Source organism: Streptomyces sp. NPDC111507, from assembly GCF_055638955.1.
Genome location: NZ_JBVKBU010000012.1, coordinates 136,103 through 153,563, shown reverse-complemented (window position 1 = coordinate 153,563; position 17,461 = coordinate 136,103). Strand labels below are relative to the sequence as shown.

Sequence of the window (17,461 nt, the reverse complement as noted above, 5' to 3'; positions counted from 1 at the left end):
TCACTTCCAGGTCTCAGAACCTACAGGCGACCACTGACAATCGGCCCCGCACCCCGGAGGACCACGCCACCCGCCGGGTCCTGCCCGTGACCTACCAGCTGGTCTTGCGGTGCAGCTCCCACATCATCATGATCGTCGACGGGTCCAGGGCCTGTTCCCCGCCCGAGATCTCCTCGCTCGCCGCCACGAACTGCTTGCCCTGCCACAGCGGCAGCAGCCGTGCGTCGTCGACGAGGATCTGCTGGGCCGCCTCGAACTCCTTGACCACCGCTCCACGGTCGCTTTCGCGGCGCGAGGCGGGCAGCAGAGTGTCGGTGATCCGGGGCGCCGGATAGGGCGTGCCGAGCGCGTTCTGCAGGCCCACGAAGGGCGCGATGAAGTTCTCGGCATCCGGGAAGTCCGGGAACCAGCCGCGTCCGAACACCGGGTACTCGCCCTTGCGGTAGCCCTCCTCGTACGTCTTCCAGGGGCGCCCGTTGAGCGACACGCGGAACAGACCGGAGCCCTCGAGCTGCCTCTTGATCTCCTGGAACTCCGGGGCGGTCTCGGAGCCGTAGCGGTCCGTGGTGTACCAGAGGGTGAGGGGGACGCGCTCGGTGATGCCCGCCTCCGAGAGGATCTGCCGGGCCTTGGACGAACTGGGGTCTCCGTAGTCGTCGAAGAAGCCCGTGGTGTGACCGGTCAGGCCCGCGGGGACCATGGAGTACAGCGGGTCGACCGTGTCCTTGTAGACCGTGTGTGCGATCGCCGCGCGATCGATGACCTGGGCGACCGCCTTGCGCACCGCGAGCTTCTTGGCCCACGGATCCTTCGGGTTGAACACCAGGTAGCTGATCTCCATGCCCGCGCCCTCGACGAGCTGAAGGCCGTTGTCCGCTCCCTTGCTCCGGAGCGAGACGATGTCCTTGGAGGCCAGGCCGCGGAACGTGACGTCGATCTTCTTGTCCTTGAGGGCGTCGACCATCTGCCCCGAGTCCTGGAAGTAGCGGATCGTGACCGCGTCGTTCTTGAGCTCGGCGAAGCCCTTGTAGTGGTCGTTCCTGACGAGTTCGGCCTGCTTGCCGTCCTCGTAGGAGCGCAGGTTGTACGGCCCGGACCCGACGACCTTGCCGTCCTTGCGCAGCGAGTGCGCGGGGTAGTCGTCGGGGTCGACGATCGACATGGCCGGGGTGGCGAGGACGAACGGGAAGGTCGCGTCCGATTTGTTCAGGTGGAAGACGAGTTCACGCGCGTTCAGTACCTGGATCCGGTCGAGGCTGCCGAGGAGACCGGCGGGGCCGCTGGGCAGGTTGATCTTCTTGATCCGGTCGATCGAGTACTTGACGGCCTGGGCGTCCAGGGTGTCGCCGTCGGAGAACTTCATGTCGGCGCGCAGCTTGCAGTGGTACACGAGGTTCGAGGTGTCCGCGAACCCACAGCTCTGGGCGGCGTCCGGCTCGGGCGTGGTGGCCCCGGAGGGGTAGCTCAGCAGCGTCTGGTAGATGTTGCGGAACAGCTCCCAGGAGCCGTCCCAAGAGGCGGCCGGATCCAGCGTGCTCGGGGCACTGGTGGTGCCCACGACGATCGGTCCCTTGTCGTCGGACGACGCCGAGGACAGGACGCCGCACCCGGCCACCAGGGTGATGGACGTGACCGCCGCCAGGTGCCGCAGGCATGGGTACCGGTTGAACACGCGCACGCTCCTCGATCTGCCGTACCAAGGGTCGGCAGACCATACCGCAGCGCCACACCGGTGGATCCGTGTTCCTGGCAGGGCACTTGATCAGCGCGTTTGTGACTACGTTGTCATTTGGCTGTACGTCTTCATACGTCGACGCGAGCGCCGATTTCGTCCATCAGCGCCCGCGTCGATGCTCCGTTCGTCCCGTCTCGGGCCTCCGGTCAGCCCACTCCGGCGTTCAGGAAGATGCCGCCGTCGACGACGAGCGTCTGACCGGTGATCCAGTCCGACTGCGACGAGGTGAGGAACGCGGCGGCGCCTCCGATGTCGGAGGGCACACCGAGTCGGCCGAGCGGGTAGGACGCGGCCGCCTCCGCCTCCCGGCCTTCGTACAGGGCCTGCGCGAACTTGGTCTTGACGACGGCGGGCGCGATCGCGTTGACCCGCACCTTGGGCGCGAACTCGTGCGCCAGCTGCACGGTCAGGTTGATCATGGCGGCCTTGCTCATGCCGTACGCGCCGATGAAGGGCGAGGGGGCGATGCCGGCGACGGACGCGATGTTGACGATCGCGCCGCCGTTCTCGCTCTGCCAAGCCTTCCAGGTCAGCTGGGCGAAGCCGAGCGCCGAGACGACGTTGGTCTCGAAGACCTTGCGTGCCACGTCCAGGTCCAGGTCGGCCATCGGGCCGAACACGGGGTTCGTACCCGCGTTGTTGACCAGGTAGTCGACGCGGCCGAAGGCCTCCATGGTGCGCTCGACGACGGTGGCCTGGTGGGCCAGGTCGTGCGCCTTGCCGGCGACGCCGATGACGCGGTCGGCACCGAGTGCCTCGACGGCCTCCTTCAGGGCGTCCTCGTTGCGGCCCGTGATGCACACGCGGTCACCGCGCGCGACGAGGGCCTCCGCGACGCCGTAGCCGATGCCGCGGCTCGCGCCCGTGATGAGCGCGACCTTGCCGGAGAGTTCGGGGAGTGTGGTCATGTCGTGCCCTCCGGCGTCAGTTGAGCGGTCCGCCGGCCACGTACAGGACCTGGCCGGAGACGAATCCGGCGGCCTCGCCGGTGAAGAAGGCGATCGCGTTGGCGATGTCGTCGGGGTTGCCGACGCGCTGCACGGGGATCTGGGTGGCGGCCGCGGCCTGGAAGTCCTCGAAGCCCATGCCGACGCGCTCGGCGGTGGCCGCCGTCATGTCGGTGGCGATGAAGCCGGGCGCGACGGCGTTGGCGGTGACGCCGAACTTGCCGAGCTCGATGGCGAGGGTCTTGGTGAGGCCCTGGAGACCGGCCTTGGCGGCAGAGTAGTTGGCCTGGCCGCGGTTGCCGAGCGCCGAGGACGACGACAGGTTGACGATCCGGCCGAACTTGGCGTCCACCATGTACTTCTGGCAGGCCTTGGCCATCAGGAAGGCGCCACGCAGGTGCACGTTCATGACCGTGTCCCAGTCGGACGCGGCCATCTTGAACAGCAGGTTGTCGCGGAGCACGCCCGCGTTGTTCACCAGGACGGTCGGCGCACCGAGCTCCTCGGCGATCCGCGCGATCGCGGCCTCGACCTGGGCCTCGTCGGAGACGTCGCAGCCGACCGCGAGGGCCTTGCCACCGGCGGCGGTGATCTTCTCGACGGTGTCCTTGCACGCGGCCTCGTCGAGGTCGATGACCGCGACGGCGCGGCCCTCGGCGGCCAGTCGTACGGCGGTCGCGGCGCCGATGCCGCGCGCGGCACCGGTGACTACGGCGACACGCTGCTCAGTGGTGGACATTGCTGGTTCTCCTCGCCCTTGAAAAGCCCTGCGGCTTGAAATGCCCTGCGGTGGAATGTCCTGCGCTGGAATGTCCTGCGGCTCACACGGTACGCCCATCCGGTGAGCGACCGCTTAGTACCTTCAGTAGACGTGACGCTAGAAGCCCTGGCACCCGGTGTCAACGGCACACCACGCGGGTGTGATCCATTACCTGACCAGCAACTGGAGCAACCGCTCCGTCTCGGCCTCCGGATCGGCGGTGAGTCCGGTGTGCACGGGCCCCGGCTGCACGACCGTCGAGCGGGGCGCGATCAGCCAGCGAAAACGCCGCCCGGCATCGTCACCAGCCGCCTGACCGGCCGCTTTACCGCCCGCACAGACCCCCTCGACCGCCCGCAGCGCGGCCTGTACGCCGGCCACGTCGGCCTCCGGGTCCAGGGCCAGCAGTTTGGTCTCGTCCAGATGGGTGCGCACCCCGACGAAGGACTTGGCACGGCAGTACACCAGTACGCCCGCGTTGAAGCACTCGCCGCGCTCGACCCGCGGCACCACGCGCAGCAGCGCGTACTCGAAGACGTTCCGCTCGCTCACTTGTCCCCCTCGAAGCCCTTGATGCGCCCCTCGATCACGCCGGCCCGCGCCAGCAGCGGCTGCGCGTAAGCACGCCGCAGGGCGTCCGGCGAGTCGAAGCCGGGTTCGTCGGCCAGCCACGCATCGGGGATCTCCGCGGTCACCTCGGCCAGCAGGTCCTCGGTCACCAGCGGCGCCAGCTCGGCCGCGGCCGAGACGATGTCCGGGCCGAAGGGCGCGAGCGCGTGGTCGGAGGCGTCGTAGGGCTTGGCCGCGGAGGTGGCCGCGCCCGGCCAGTGGTGGTGCCAGATCATGGTGGCGCCGTGGTCGATGAGCCACAGGTCGCCGTGCCACATCAGCAGATTGGGGTTGCGCCAGGAACGGTCGACGTTGTTGACCAACGCGTCGAACCAGACGATCCGCCCGGCCTCCTCGGGGCTCACCTCGAAGGCGAGGGAGTCGAAGCCGATCGCGCCGGGGAGGAAGTCCATCCCGAGGTTCGGTCCGCCGCTCGACTTGAGCAGCTCCTGCACTTCCTGGTCCGGCTCCCCGAGCCCCAGGACCGGGTCGAGGCCGAGTGTCACCAGGCCGGGCACGCGCAGGCCGAGCCGGCGGGCGAGTTCACCGCAGACGACCTCCGCGACGAGCGTCTTGCGCCCCTGCCCCGCGCCGGTGAACTTCATGACGTACGTCCCGAGATCGTCGGCCTCGACGAGCCCCGGCAGCGAGCCGCCCTCACGCAGCGGCGTGATGTAGCGGGTCACAGTGACATTGGTCAACATTTTCCCAGGCCATCCGAGTCTCTAGCCTTACAGTCCACGACCCACTCCAGACACGCACACTCTGGGGAGTCTGGCGCGATCAGCCCTGGGGAGAATCTGGGGAGTTTCGACTGGCACGCTGATCTCCCTGCCCCCCGAGCGTCCCGTCAATGACGACGCGCCCCTTGCTCCCGGCCTCCGGCATGAAGTGAGCATAGTAACCGAGGGTGACCGCTGGTGAGGAGTGCCCGCTCGCGATGATGCAGGCCGCGCCGGGCTTCACCTCCGAGGCCAAGTGGCTTCGCTACACCCACTCCCACCCGCGGCATCTCTTCCCCTGCCCGCCGAAGCGGCCCGGCTACAACAAGCCGAGCTTCAACAGACCGACCGCGGCCAGGAGCAAGACGCCTCCACGAACAGCGGCCGCGGCGAAGCGCAGCCACAGACGAGTCGGGCTGTACGCCGGGCATGTCTGACGCACCTTTCTTACCTGCACATTCTCAAGCCGGATCGGCTGTGACCCGCTTCGTCGGGCTGCAGTGGCGATCAGAGACAGCCAGAGAAAACCGCTTCGCCTCGACCCCGGTTCGAACCGGATCACCCTGGGCCGATTCGAGGCAGTCATCCTCTGTTCCGGCAGCGAGTGGGCCCAGTGCCGGTCGGTGCCAGTCGGGCGCCGTCGCTCCATGACGCCCAGCGTGGTCCGACCGACCGCTCCCGGGGCAGTGCGGACCGCTGAGCGGGACGGTGATTCGGGCCGAAGCCGTACGCCGCCGGGCCTCTTCCGGCTGCCGTACCCGTGCCCGCACCGGGCGGGACGGGAAGCGCTCCAACCGACCGTTGTCCGGGGCATTGCCCGCGGCCACTCCTGTGACATACGGTCTAATCAGATAGCTAATTTCACCTATCTAAATTATATGGAGTCACTGGTGGCGACGCTCCGCGGACCAGGGCCACCGCACGTGCCGCGCCCCGTCTTCCGCGGACTTCTGGCTCCCGGTGCCATCACGTCATGCCTCCCCTGTGGAAGCCGAGAAGAGGGTGCGGCCGTATGCAGCGAACCCAAGGCCCTGAGCGATGACCGGCGTCGGCGGCCGGGCCGCCAACGCAAGGCAGAGACACGACGACCTGCGTCGGCTGGGCCTGGAGACGATGTTCTCCGTCGCCTCCGCCTCCGCACCGCCCGGTGACGTCGACCTGCGCGACGGCGCGCTCGGTGAGGACCTCGTCGAAATCGGTCTGATCAGTGTCTGGGCCCAGTTGTGGGCGCGCGAAGGACTCGCTCACCGCGATCGCAGTCCGGTCACTCTGGGAGTCCTCATCGCCCTGGGCGCCGAGGACGAACTCATCAGTCACGTGCGGATCGCCCAGGAGAACGGACTGTCCGAGAAAGAGATCGCCGAAGTCATCCACCACACCGCCGGCTACGCCGGGTTTCCCCGGGCTATGGCCGCGCGCAAGGCCGCTCGGACGGCAGTGGGCCACCGGGCGGAGCAGGGGGACACGAAGGAGACGCGATGACGTTGTCGGGAAGGAACGCGGTCGTCACGGGCGGCGGCCGTGGACTTGGGCGCGCGACCGCGATCGTCCTCGCCGCGCGGGGTGCGGCGGTCGCCGTATGGGATCGGAACGCAGCGGGTGCGCAAGAGACGGTCGACACGATCCGCGAGGCGGGCGGCAAGGCAGTGGCCATCGCCGGTGACTCGGCCGACGCCGAGGCCGTGGCGGTCTCGGCCGCTCGAACGCACGCCGAAGTCGGCCCGGTCGGCATTCTGGTGAACAACGCCGGTATCACGAACTACGTACCGTTTCTGCATCTCACCCATGACGTCTGGGACGAGATGCTCAGGGTGAATCTCAAAGGCCCGTTCCTGGTGACCCAGGCATTCGTGCCCGACATGCTCGACGCGGGCTGGGGACGCATCATCAACATCTCCTCCTCGTCCGCGCAGACCGGGGCACCCTCCATGGCCCACTACGCCGCGTCGAAGGGCGGCTTCATCGGCTTCACCAAGGCACTCGCGATCGAGTACGCCGACAAGGGCATCACCGTCAACAACGTCCCTCCGGGGTTCGTCGACACACCCCTGCTGCGCGAGGCCTTCGACCCCGACGAGGTCACCCCGAGCCTGCCCATGAAGCGCGCCGGCATGCCTGAGGAAGTCGCTCATGCCGTCGCCTACCTGGCCTCGGAAGAGGCCTCCTACGTGACCGGCCACACCCTCAGCGTCAACGGCGGCCGTTACCTGCTGTGAGCGCGTCCGCGCGAGTCGGTGCGCCGATCCGCGGCTTCGGACCCGCCGTACACCGCAGGACACGACCGGAGCGACAACTGGAGCGCTCAAGAAGGGGACTCCACGATGACCGAGATCGCAGTCGGCACGGGCGCTGCCGAAGACCTGCCCGAGTACCCGGCACCCGGGTCGAGCGGATGCCCGTTCGCACCGCCGCCCGGCTTGCTCGCGCTGCGGGACGCGGACAAGCCGGGGATGCGGATACGCACTGGACGGCAGCACTCCGTGGCTGGTCCTCAGCCAGCGATCGACAGCGGCTCGCGTTCCAGAGAGTGAACGAGAAAGGGAGCAGACGTATGTCTGACGCACGTTTTCATGTGACGCGGTTGTACCACCCGAGTCATCACGTGACCGATCTCAACGAGAGCGAGGCCTGGTTCGAGCGCGTCTTCGGCCGCCCCAGCCGGCCGATGGCCGAGATGACCCGCAACGCCCCGGCGAGCGACGGCTATCCGACGGACTACTCGACGTTCACGCCCATCAGCGACGTCCTCTTCGACATGATCGACCCCGAGCGCTACGTGCTTCAGGGCGTGCAGCGGTACGCCACGGTCGACAAGCCGCATCTGAAGGGCTTCGGCTGGTACGTCGAAGGGATCGCCGACGCCTACCGCGCGCTCCGGCGGCTCGGTGTCGGGATGGTGGGCCAACTGGACGAGCCCGCCGAGGGCGACGACCCGCCCACCGCTCCGGGCTCACCGATGCCGATCTTCTTCACGAAGCCGGAGGACGCCGGACTGCGTTACGAGTTCCTGCCGCAGATCCCCTTCCCGCTCGACCACCGGCTGGCTCCGGGCTGGGAGGTCCCGCCCGTGTCGGACGACGATCCGCTGGGGATCGAGCGGTGTTCGCACCACACCGTGCTGACCGACCGTCCGGAGCGTGGCCTGCGTGTGGTCGTGGACGCCCTGGGCGGCACCGTGGTCCACGAGGGACGCGACGAGGTGCTCGGCGCGCACAGCACGTACGTCCGGCTCGCCGACGCGGTGTTCCAGTACGCGGTCCCCGACACGGGAACCCCCGCGCACGCCGACTGGGCCGCAGGCGCGCCGAACGACACGTACCACGCGATCACCTGGAAGGTCGCCGACCTCGACCGGGTCGCGCGCCATCTGGAGGCGCAGGGGGTGAAGGTACGCACGCGGTCCGACGAGTCCCTCGTGACGGACCCGGAGACCAGTCTGGGCATCCCCTGGGGCTTCACCACGGCACTGCCGCCCGGGGACACACGGTGACGGACGGCCCCGACGTCGAGGTGCTGGTCGTGGGCGCCGGCGTGACCGGCATCCATCAGTTGTACCGGGCCCGGGAAGCAGGCTTCACGACCCTGCTCCTGGAGGCCGGCCAGGGCGTCGGGGGTGTGTGGTACTGGAACCGGTACCCGGGTGCGAGGCTCGACTCCGAGAGCTACACCTACGGCTACCTGTTCTCGGAGGAACTCTTCGAGGGCTGGGAGTGGCGGGAGCGTTTTGCCGACCAGCCGGAGAACGAACGCTACTTCAACTACGCGGTCGACCGGTTCGGGCTGCGTGACCTCATCCGGTTCGGGGCGCGGGTGACCTCCGCGGTGTACGACGAGGACTCGACGACCTGGCTGGTGCACGCCTCGGACGGCACCGTGACGCGCGCGCGATTCGTTGTCGCGGCCACGGGCGTGCTGTCGGCACCGGTCTTCCCGAACGTGCCCGGCCGCGAGGACTTCAAGGGCGTGGCGCACCACACCGGCCTGTGGCCGCATGATCCGGTCGACTTCCGGGGCAAACGGGTCGCGGTCGTCGGTACGGGCTCCAGCGGCGTCCAGGTGGTCCCGGCCATAGCCCCCGAAGTCGCCTCTCTGACGGTCTATCAGCGCACCCCGAACTGGTGCACACCCTTGAGCAACGAGCCGATCACCGAGGAGAAGCAGGCCGAACTCAAGTCCGACTACCCGCTCCTGCGGGACGTGCTGAACGAATCCGTGAGCGGTTTCCTGCACGAAGGCGTCGAACGTACGACGTTCCAGGACCCCGAGCCGGAACGCCGTGAGTTCTACGAGCGGATGTGGAACAGCCCCGGATTCTCCAAGGTGATCAGTCACTATGCCGACATACTCACCGACAAGGCGGCCAACGCCGACTGGTGCGCGTTCATGGCCGACAAGATCCGCTCCATCGTGAAGGATCCGGCGACCGCCGAGCGCCTCATCCCCAAGGATCACGGCTGGGCGGGGAAGCGCCCGCCCTTCGTGACCGGGTACTACGAGACCTTCAACGACCCGAAGGTCACGCTCGTCGACATCCGTGAGACGCCGATGGTCCGGGTGACGGAGAAGGGCATCGAAACAACCGACGGGCCAAGGGAGTTCGACGTCATCGTGTGGGCGTCGGGCTTCGACTTCGGCACCGGCGCGCTGAACCGGATGGGCGTGCGCGGGCGCGGCGGACTGCCCCTGGAGGAGTACTGGGCCGACGGGCCGCGCACCTTCCTGGGTCTGATGTGCCACGGCTACCCCAACTTCTTCTTCCCTGGCGGCCCGCACGGCGCGGCCGGCAACAACCCGAGATACGGCGGAGACCAGGTCGACTTCATCGCCGACGCGGTCACCTACGCGCGCGATCACGGCTGCCGCGTGATCGAGGTGCCCGCCGGCACGGAGGAGAGTTGGAACGAGATGGTCGCGGAGCTGGCCGCCTACTCCCCGTTCGGCGAACACAGTTACTTCTTCGGGGCCAACATCCCCGGCAAGCCTCGCCGCTTCCTGCTCAACCCGGGCGGCCGGCCGAAACTGCGCGAGGTCATGCAAGAGGTGCTGGAGGCGGAGTACGCGCCCCTCCTGACACCGGCGACGTCCATCGAGGGAGCACAGTGATGACATACGCATTCCACGACCGCGTCGCCGTGGTCACGGGCGCCGGGCGCGGCATCGGGCGGGCCTACGCCCTGCTGCTCGGTGAGCTCGGCGCCAAGGTCGTGGTGAACGATCTGGGCGGTTCGACGGAGGGCGTCGGCGGTGACGCGGGCCCCGCTGAGAAGGTCGCCGAGGAGATCAACGCCGCCAGCGGCACGGCGATCGCCGACACGAGTGACATCTCCACACCGGAGGGCGGCCGGCGACCGGTCGACCGCGCCGTGGAGGCCTTCGGGCGTATCGACGTCGTCGTCAACAACGCGGGGAACGTACGGTTCGCCGGACTTCCCGCCGTCGACGCCGAGAACATCGACAGCCACCTGGGCGTGCATGTGCGCGGCGCGTTCCACACCACCAGGGCGGCCTGGCCGCACATGCTGGAGCAGAACTACGGCCGGATCGTGCACACTTCGTCGATCGGCATGTTCGGTCTCCCGGACAACCTCGGATACGCCACGGCCAAGTCCGCGTTGATCGGGATGGCGCGCAGCATGACGGTCTCGGCCGGGGACCACGACATCAAGGTCAACGTGATCGCCCCCAACGCCATGACCAGGTTGGCCGGCGGCCCCTCGGAGGGCATGGACCAGCTGCGGGACCAGGGGCCGGGCCCCGCCGTCGCGGACGCGATGGACCCGGCGCAGGTGGCGCCCATGGTCGCCTACCTCGCGCACGAGGTCTGCGAGGTCAGCGGCGAGGTGTTCCTCGCCGGTGCCGGACGCTTCGCGCACCTCTTCGTCGGCGTCACCGAGGGCTATCTGCATCCCGGTTCGGCACCGGCGTCGGTCGAGGACGTGGTCAAGAACCTGGATCGGATCAAGGACCATTCCGGCTACTACGTACCCACCACTCTCATGGATTGCGTGGGCCACTACATGGCTCATCGTCAGGAGGAAAAGTGAGCGAAGAGAAGGTCTGGCCCCACCACGAGCTGGGCAAGAAGCTGAACAACTGGGGGCGTTGGGGCGAGGACGACCAGATCGGCACCCTGAACTTCGTCACTCCGCAAAAGCGCGTCGAGTCCGCGAAGCTGGTGCGCACCGGCAAGTCGTTCGACCTGGGCATGCCGTTCGACAGCGAGGGGCCCTTCAAGGGCGGCGGCTTCCGCAACAACCCGATCCACGTCATGACGCTGCTGCCGTCGGACACGGCGATGGCGTCGGACACCATGATCTCGGCGGACGACATGATCGTCACCGGTCTGCAGTCGGCCACCCAGTGGGACGGTCTGGCCCATGTGGGCTACGGCGGCTTCTTCTACAACAACGTGCCGGCCGGCGCGGTCAACAACTTCACGGGCGCCAGCCGCAACTCCTTCCACCACGCCGTCGAGCGGCTGGTCTCCCGCGGGGTCCTGCTGGACATCGCCCGGCTCAAGGGCGTGGACCGGCTGGAGGACTCCTACGAGATCACCGAGGCCGACTTGCTGGCCGCCGAGGAGCGCCAGGGCGTGCGGGTGGAGTCGGGCGACATCGTGCTGCTGCGCACCGGCTCCTACAAATGGTTCCTGGAGGGCGACCGGGAGCGCTACCTGGGCAACGCGCCGGGCCCGTGCCTGGACACCTGCCGCTGGCTGTACGAGCGCGAGGTGGCGGCACTGGCGATGGACAACTTCTCCGGCGAGGTGTGGCCGAGCCCGATCGAGGGCTCGACGATCCCCTTCCACCAGGTCGTGATCCGCGACATGGGGCTCACCCTGGGCGAGATGTTCAACCTGGAGGAGCTGGCGGCGGACTGCGAGGAGGACGGCGTGTGGGACGGCCTCCTCGTCGCCCCGGGCCTGAAGGTCACCGGCGCCACCGGCTCCCCCATCACCCCGCTCCTGCTCAAGTAGGGCCGCGATGACCACTTTCGCCGAGGTGCAGGCCGGGGTGCTGGCGACGATCGCCGCCCATGCCCAGGCCCAGGACGACGGGCGCGTCGAGGACATGGTCGGCTGCTACCTGCCGGACGCCGTGCTGGAGATACCGGGGATCGCGACGCTCAAGGGCGTCGAGGCCATCCGGGAGGCGTTCTCGCAGCCGGGGTGGCTGCCCGACCCGGACCGGCCGCAGCGCCATGTCACCAGCAACACCGTGGTGACGGAGTGGGACGAGCGGAGGGCCGCGGCGACCAGCGACGTCACGATGATCAAGAACGACGGCACGTCCTGGTCCATAGCGGTCGTCGCGCGCTACCACGACGAGTTCGAGGAGTCGGCGGGTCGCTGGCTGCTGCGCAGACGGCGTGACGAGTACGTCGCCTTCCAGCCCTGAGCGGCGGCACTGCGCACTGCGGCCCGGTGGGAAACCCCACCGGACCGCAGTGCGCAGTGCCTTCAGAGCTGTACGACGTCTTCAGAGCTGCACGACGACCGTCTTCGTCGCGGTATAGGCGTCCAGTGCCTCCACGCCCGACAACTCCAGGACCCGCAGATCGCCGATCGGTGGAACCGGCGACAGCGGTCCTCCTGCGACGAGTCGAGATCATGGGGAGATCCATGGGGTAGATCAGTTAACGATTTTAGATAATTTCCCCGGGCCCATTGTTCGTACCGACCGACTGGTCTACTTTACGGGCAGCCACATCGCTGGTCAGGAGACCCGTATGTTCAACAAGGATCATGCGAGGAACGACGTCGCTGACCGTCCTCCGCACAGGCCGTCCAGCTCCGCCCATTCGCCCGCACCCGGGCCATCCCGCCTGAACGCGCCGCCGTACACGCTCCGCACCATCCCCGACCAAGGGCTGGACGACGCGACGGGGACACTGGACGGACCGGCACACCGCGCCTCACCTCCCTCAGCACGGCCCTTCCCTGTCGTTCCTCCTTGCCACCGCATCGACTGACGCGGACGGCCCCGGCGGCGACAAGAGCCGACAAGCCAGCGTGGACCCCGACCGGTCCCCTGCACCTGCACCTTCCACCGGTCCGGCCCGACGCGGGAGACAGCACGCCGCAACCGAGCCGGCTCCCCTTGCCCGGGGTCACGGCCACTGCGCACGACACATCCGCAGCATCGATGCCGCGCAAGGCGTCCCCCCGGGGCGCCTGGAACAGAGCCGCTCCGGATCTCCTCTCACCCACGGAAGGTCCTTACATGTCCCAGACAAAGATCACGGCAACGCGGGCCTCGGAGCGAGACCGCTCCGCGTCGCGCAACGCGCTCGTCGTCGTCGCCCTGTTGTGGGCGGTGCAGTTGGTGTCGCTCGTCGCCGCGCTGTCGGGCATCGCGCAGGCCGAGGTGGCGATCCACTTCCATACCACCCAGATCGCCTGGTTCACCCTGATGACCCTGCTGACCGGGACCTTCTTCCTGCCCTTCGTCATCAAGGCAGCGGCCCTGTTCGGCAAGAAGCGCGCGCTGCTCGTCGCCACCGCGCTGGGCCTCGCCGGAGACCTGGTCGCCGCACTCGCCACCGACTACCGCACGCTGCTGATCGGGCGCGGCATCGCGGGCGTCTACGCGGCGGCCACTCCGATCTGCTACGCCCTCGCCCGCGACGTCTTCCCCCGTCGTTGGGTCGGACTGGCCAACGGGATCATGGCCGGCGGTGTGGGCCTGGTCGCCTTCGGCGGGCCTTTCCTGTCCGGCTGGCTGCTCGACAGCTACGGTTTCCGCGGCATTCTGTGGTTCATGTCGATCAGCACGGCCGTGAGCCTGGTCCTGGTGACGTTCCTCGTCCCGGAGAGCCCGGTCCGCGAGCCGGGCGGCCGGATGGACTGGGTCGGCGCAATTCTCCTTGGCGGTGGCGTCACCCTCGTCATCTACGCCGTGGGCGAGGGCTCGAACTGGGGCTGGGGCAGCGGTAAGTTCATCGGTTTCATGGTCGGCGCGGCCGTCTCACTGATCATCTTCGTGTTCGTCGAGCGCCGGGTCGCCGAACCGCTGTTCCCCCTCGCCATGACACGGCGCCGCGCGGTGTGGGCCACCCTGCTGGCCAGCTCCGTGGCGGCGGGTTCGCTCAACGCGGTCGGCGTGGTGATGCAGTTGCTGGTACTGATGCCCAGGATCCCCAGCGTCTCGGAGGGCCTGGGATGGTCCGGAACCCACAACGCCATCGTCACCAGCCCGGTCAGCGGCATGATCATCCTCAGTGCCGTGGCGACCGGCGCGATCGCTCGCAGGGCGGACAGCCGGATCCTGCTGGCCACCGGTGCCGTGCTTGCCATCCTCGGCTACGGCATGATCGCGCAGTACCACCAGACCGCCGCCCAGATCATCTCGTGGGGCGTGCCCGCGGGAGTCGGCACCGGTATCGTCGTGGCCGTCGTGCCCATCATGATCATCGAAGTGGTCCGCCCCGAGGAGCAGGCCCTGGCAAACGGTGCGCAGAACCTCGGTCAGGGGGTGTCGCAGATCATCGTCTCCCAGCTGGCCTATGTGGTGATGGCACAGCACGGCACGGTCCTGAAGGGCACTCAGTTCTACCTCGACAAGGGCTTCACCAACGGGCTCTGGCTGGTCGTCGGCTGCTGTGTCCTCGGCGGACTGTTCGTCGCCCTGGTCCCGAAGGCCGAACGTCTCGACGACGCTGAAGTCGGCCAGGCCGCTTGATCGTCTTCCCCGGCGGGTGCCCCTTCGAAGACGCGCAGGACGCGTCCTCGCCGCCCGCCTGGGCACGAGCGATCGCCAAGACGTCCATCCCACACGTGCGAGGCCAGGAGTTCAAGTGTCCCGTGACCGGATCGGGCTCCCGCAGCCGCTGCCCGCGGCGCCGGAGCCCGATCCCGGGACAGCGCGCGAAGCCGCCGGGCCGACGTCGGTGAGCTGGATGCGCCGGGCACGACGGCGTCCGGGTCCGGAACACGGGTCCGCGGCGTAGATGGTCTGTCAGCGGGCCACTTCGAGGTTGGTCAGGACGAGCAGGGAGCCGGTGACGACCACCGCCTCGCCGTCGTCATCGTTGATCCCGAGGAAGCCCAGGTCGACCAGCGCCCCCAGTCCGGCTTCGCGCAGGTGGGCGACTTTCTTGTCGCGGCGGGCAGCGGTGACGTCGTGGGTGCGGCCGGGCCGCCGAGATCCGGATCAGGCGGCCCTTCTCGTCGGTCAGGGCGAGGAAGCGCAGGCCGTGGCGGTGGTGCGTGATGCCCCTGGGTTCGTCAAGTCGCGGCCGGAACGACCCGGCCATCATCCTCACAGCCGGAGTAGTTCGGGCGGTCGTCCTTGCCTGTGCGGCGCCGGGTGGGGATCCGGGTCCGTCGGCCAGCGACCTCCCCGACCGGCAGCGGCGCCGTGTCCCCGGCACGCTCAGTTCTGCTCGTGATCCGCCCCGCCGCTACGGCCGGCAGAGGGCGAGCCTCAGGCCGGCGCCCCCGAGGTGCTCCTCCTCAGGATCGCGCCGGCGTCGACCTTCATCTGAAGGCCCGTCACATAGCGGGACTCGTCCGAGGCGAGGAACAGCACGGCGTTGCTGATGTCCGAGGTGTCGACGTACGGGATCGGCATGACCTGTGTGCTGCGAAAGGCCTCCACGGCGTCCTCACGCGTCGGATCCTCCAGGTCGGGACGGAAGATCCGGTACATGAGCCGGCTCTGGAGCATGTCCGTGTCGCAGTTGGTCGGATGCACGGCGTTGACCCGGATGAATCCCGGCCCCAGCTGCACGGCCAGATCATGCACGAAACGAGCCACTCCCCGCTTGGCGTGGGAGTAGCCCGAGCCTCCGGGCCCGGTCTCGGGGCCGTCGACGCTTCCCACCATCAGGCCGGCCGACGATCCGATGCAGATGACGGACGCACCCGCGCCGAGGTGGGGGTAGGCGGCCTCGACGGTGTTGATGACGCCGACGAGGTTCACGCTCACCGCGTCCAGGAAGCCTTCCGCGGGCACGTCCAGGCCCACCGGGGCGATGCCGGCGTTCGCCACCACGACGTCCAGGCGGCCGAGTTCGGAGACTCCGGCGGCGACGGCGGCGGCGAGCTCCGAGCGTTCGCGGACGTCCGCGCGGCGGGCGACGATCCTGCGGCCGAGCCTCTCGACGAGCCGAGCGGTCTCGGCCAGATCGGCCTCGCCGGCGAGCGGATAGTGGGCGGTGCCGATGTCCGCGCAGACGTCGACAGCGATGATGTCGGCACCCTCCTCGGCCAGCCGCAGCGCGTGACTGCGACCCTGACCGCGTGCGGCACCGGTGATGAATGCGACCTTGCCCTCGACTCGCCCGGACATGCAGGCCCTCCCTGTTGCTCGCGACGGGCGACGGCCTCGCACCACAGGTTCGCCGACGCCCGTCTGCCTTCCCTTCGTGGCACGCACAGACCCTAGACCATAGCGCCAATTCAGTGAACTATATACACTCATACATCTAGTGATGACGATCAGGAGTCCGTCGGGTTCCGGTCCGTCGGAACGACGCGATCACAGGGGGGCGGCTGTGGGCAGACGAGTGGCGACGAACACCGATCCGAGGATCGGCAAGGCACTGGAACAGGCCCTGGACGCCGGCGAGATGGGCGTGCAGATCGCCGCGTATCTCCACGGTGAACTGATCGTCGACGCCTGGGCCGGTGAGGCCGGCGACGGCCGGGACGTCGATGGCGACACCCTGTTCCCCGTCTTCTCGGTGACCAAGGCCGTCGCGGCCTCGACGGCACACCTCTACGCGCAGCGCGGCCTGCTCGATCTCGACCGTCCGGTGGCGGAGGTCTGGCCCGAGTACGGGGCACACGGCAAGGGCGGCATCACCTTCGACCATGTCCTCAGCCATCGGTCGGGGGCGCCCACGATCGGGGCGGACACGACGCTGGAGGAGCTGTGCGAGTGGGACGCGATGACCGCCCGGGTCGCCGATCGGACACCGGTGGCCGAACCCGGTGCCCAGAACGCCTACAGCCCCTTCGCCTTCGGCTGGGTGCTCGGGGAGGCCGTGCGACGCGTCGATCCCGAACGACGGCCGTTCCTCGACATCGTCCGCCGGGAGGTGCTGCTCCCGCTCGGCATGGACGACTTCTTCCTCGGCCTGCCCGACCAGCAGCGCCCGCGGGTCGCCACACTCGTCGGCGACAGCGCACCCACCTCCGACGACCCGCTGCTCCAGGCGGCGTCACCGGCGCACCTGCCGTTCGCCCCCTCGATGTTCAATCTGCCCGAGGTACAGCGGGCGGGTCTGCCGTCGGCCGGCGGCATCGCCACCGCCCGGGCAACGGCACGGCTCTTCGCCGCCTACGCGGCGTCCGGACGCGACGGCGGTGACCCCTTCTTCACCGCCGACACCCTGCGCCGGTGCCGTACACCGCGGCCGGCCGACGTCGATCGTACGTATGGCTTCGGCATGCCGGTCGGACACGGCGGGCTGTGGCACTTCGCCCCCGGTGTGAGCGACACGAGCCCGAACGGGGCGCTGAGCGAGGGTGTGCTCTCCCACACGGGAGCCGGTGGCACGGTCGCCTGGGCGGAACCCGCACTCGGGCTCTCTGTGGCCGTCCTGCACAACCGGATGTTCTTCGGCCCACAGCCCGTCGCCCCGTTCGGGGCGATCGGAGACGCGGTGCACGCCGTGGCCGCCGACCGGAGCTGACACCGCACGGTTCTTCGCGATGCGCGCTCGCTCCCGGCAGCCACGGGCG

At 68.8% G+C, this 17,461-nt stretch carries 15 protein-coding genes and 1 pseudogene; 10 read left to right on the top strand and 6 right to left on the bottom strand.

Annotation, left to right across the window (positions count from 1 at the left end):
• Positions 1-91 precede the first annotated feature (91 nt).
• From ACZ7M2_RS36600 to ACZ7M2_RS36580, 5 genes are all read right to left on the bottom strand, one after another.
• Positions 92-1,672: an ABC transporter substrate-binding protein gene (locus ACZ7M2_RS36600; RefSeq protein ID WP_471598949.1), complete on the bottom strand. Its 1,581-nt coding sequence runs from the start codon at positions 1,670-1,672 to the stop codon at positions 92-94.
• Positions 1,673-1,881: 209 nt separating this feature from the next.
• Positions 1,882-2,643 (bottom strand): SDR family oxidoreductase, encoded by a 762-nt coding sequence (locus ACZ7M2_RS36595; RefSeq protein ID WP_352051826.1) that lies wholly within the window; start codon positions 2,641-2,643, stop codon positions 1,882-1,884.
• Positions 2,644-2,659: 16 nt separating this feature from the next.
• Complete coding sequence (fabG, locus tag ACZ7M2_RS36590) at positions 2,660-3,421, bottom strand: 3-oxoacyl-ACP reductase FabG (RefSeq protein WP_352051825.1); 762 nt, start codon at positions 3,419-3,421, stop codon at positions 2,660-2,662.
• A 189-nt stretch (positions 3,422-3,610) separates the two neighbouring features.
• Positions 3,611-3,994, bottom strand: a complete 384-nt coding sequence (locus tag ACZ7M2_RS36585; protein WP_471598948.1) for a DUF3037 domain-containing protein — start codon at positions 3,992-3,994, stop codon at positions 3,611-3,613.
• Positions 3,991-4,755: a HipA family kinase gene (locus ACZ7M2_RS36580; RefSeq protein WP_471598947.1), complete on the bottom strand. Its 765-nt coding sequence runs from the start codon at positions 4,753-4,755 to the stop codon at positions 3,991-3,993. The genes ACZ7M2_RS36585 and ACZ7M2_RS36580 overlap by 4 nt, the downstream gene beginning before the upstream one ends.
• Before the next feature lie 224 nt (positions 4,756-4,979).
• Between ACZ7M2_RS36580 and ACZ7M2_RS36575 the strand changes: the two are divergent.
• From ACZ7M2_RS36575 to ACZ7M2_RS36535, 9 genes and pseudogenes are all read left to right on the top strand, one after another.
• Positions 4,980-5,102: pseudogene (locus ACZ7M2_RS36575) on the top strand (IS982 family transposase); the annotation flags it as partial.
• Between the two features lie 709 nt (positions 5,103-5,811).
• Positions 5,812-6,255 carry a carboxymuconolactone decarboxylase family protein gene (locus ACZ7M2_RS36570; RefSeq protein WP_471598946.1) on the top strand — a complete coding sequence of 148 codons (444 nt, stop codon included), beginning with the start codon at positions 5,812-5,814 and terminating at the stop codon, positions 6,253-6,255.
• Positions 6,252-6,989 carry an SDR family NAD(P)-dependent oxidoreductase gene (locus ACZ7M2_RS36565; protein WP_471598945.1) on the top strand — a complete coding sequence of 246 codons (738 nt, stop codon included), beginning with the start codon at positions 6,252-6,254 and terminating at the stop codon, positions 6,987-6,989. The genes ACZ7M2_RS36570 and ACZ7M2_RS36565 overlap by 4 nt, the downstream gene beginning before the upstream one ends.
• A gap of 335 nt (positions 6,990-7,324) precedes the next feature.
• On the top strand, positions 7,325-8,263 hold the full coding sequence (locus ACZ7M2_RS36560; protein WP_471598944.1) for a hypothetical protein: 939 nt from the start codon (positions 7,325-7,327) through the stop codon (positions 8,261-8,263).
• Positions 8,260-9,876 carry a flavin-containing monooxygenase gene (locus ACZ7M2_RS36555; RefSeq protein ID WP_471598943.1) on the top strand — a complete coding sequence of 539 codons (1,617 nt, stop codon included), beginning with the start codon at positions 8,260-8,262 and terminating at the stop codon, positions 9,874-9,876. The genes ACZ7M2_RS36560 and ACZ7M2_RS36555 overlap by 4 nt, the downstream gene beginning before the upstream one ends.
• Positions 9,876-10,817, top strand: coding sequence for an SDR family NAD(P)-dependent oxidoreductase (locus ACZ7M2_RS36550; protein WP_471598942.1), 942 nt, complete (start codon positions 9,876-9,878; stop codon positions 10,815-10,817). The genes ACZ7M2_RS36555 and ACZ7M2_RS36550 overlap by 1 nt, the downstream gene beginning before the upstream one ends.
• Entirely contained in the window at positions 10,814-11,749 is a 936-nt protein-coding gene (locus tag ACZ7M2_RS36545) for a cyclase family protein (RefSeq protein WP_471598941.1), read from the top strand. The genes ACZ7M2_RS36550 and ACZ7M2_RS36545 overlap by 4 nt, the downstream gene beginning before the upstream one ends.
• A 7-nt stretch (positions 11,750-11,756) precedes the next feature.
• Entirely contained in the window at positions 11,757-12,170 is a 414-nt protein-coding gene (locus ACZ7M2_RS36540) for a nuclear transport factor 2 family protein (RefSeq protein WP_471598940.1), read from the top strand.
• A gap of 825 nt (positions 12,171-12,995) precedes the next feature.
• Positions 12,996-14,453: an MFS transporter gene (locus ACZ7M2_RS36535; RefSeq protein ID WP_471598939.1), complete on the top strand. Its 1,458-nt coding sequence runs from the start codon at positions 12,996-12,998 to the stop codon at positions 14,451-14,453.
• A gap of 744 nt (positions 14,454-15,197) precedes the next feature.
• Here ACZ7M2_RS36535 and ACZ7M2_RS36530 read toward each other — a convergent pair.
• On the bottom strand, positions 15,198-16,064 hold the full coding sequence (locus ACZ7M2_RS36530) for a mycofactocin-coupled SDR family oxidoreductase (protein WP_471598938.1): 867 nt from the start codon (positions 16,062-16,064) through the stop codon (positions 15,198-15,200).
• 205 nt (positions 16,065-16,269) lie between these two features.
• On the opposite strand from ACZ7M2_RS36530, the gene ACZ7M2_RS36525 reads away from it, so the two are divergent.
• Positions 16,270-17,412, top strand: coding sequence for a serine hydrolase domain-containing protein (locus ACZ7M2_RS36525; RefSeq protein ID WP_471598937.1), 1,143 nt, complete (start codon positions 16,270-16,272; stop codon positions 17,410-17,412).
• Positions 17,413-17,461: the final 49 nt, after the last annotated feature.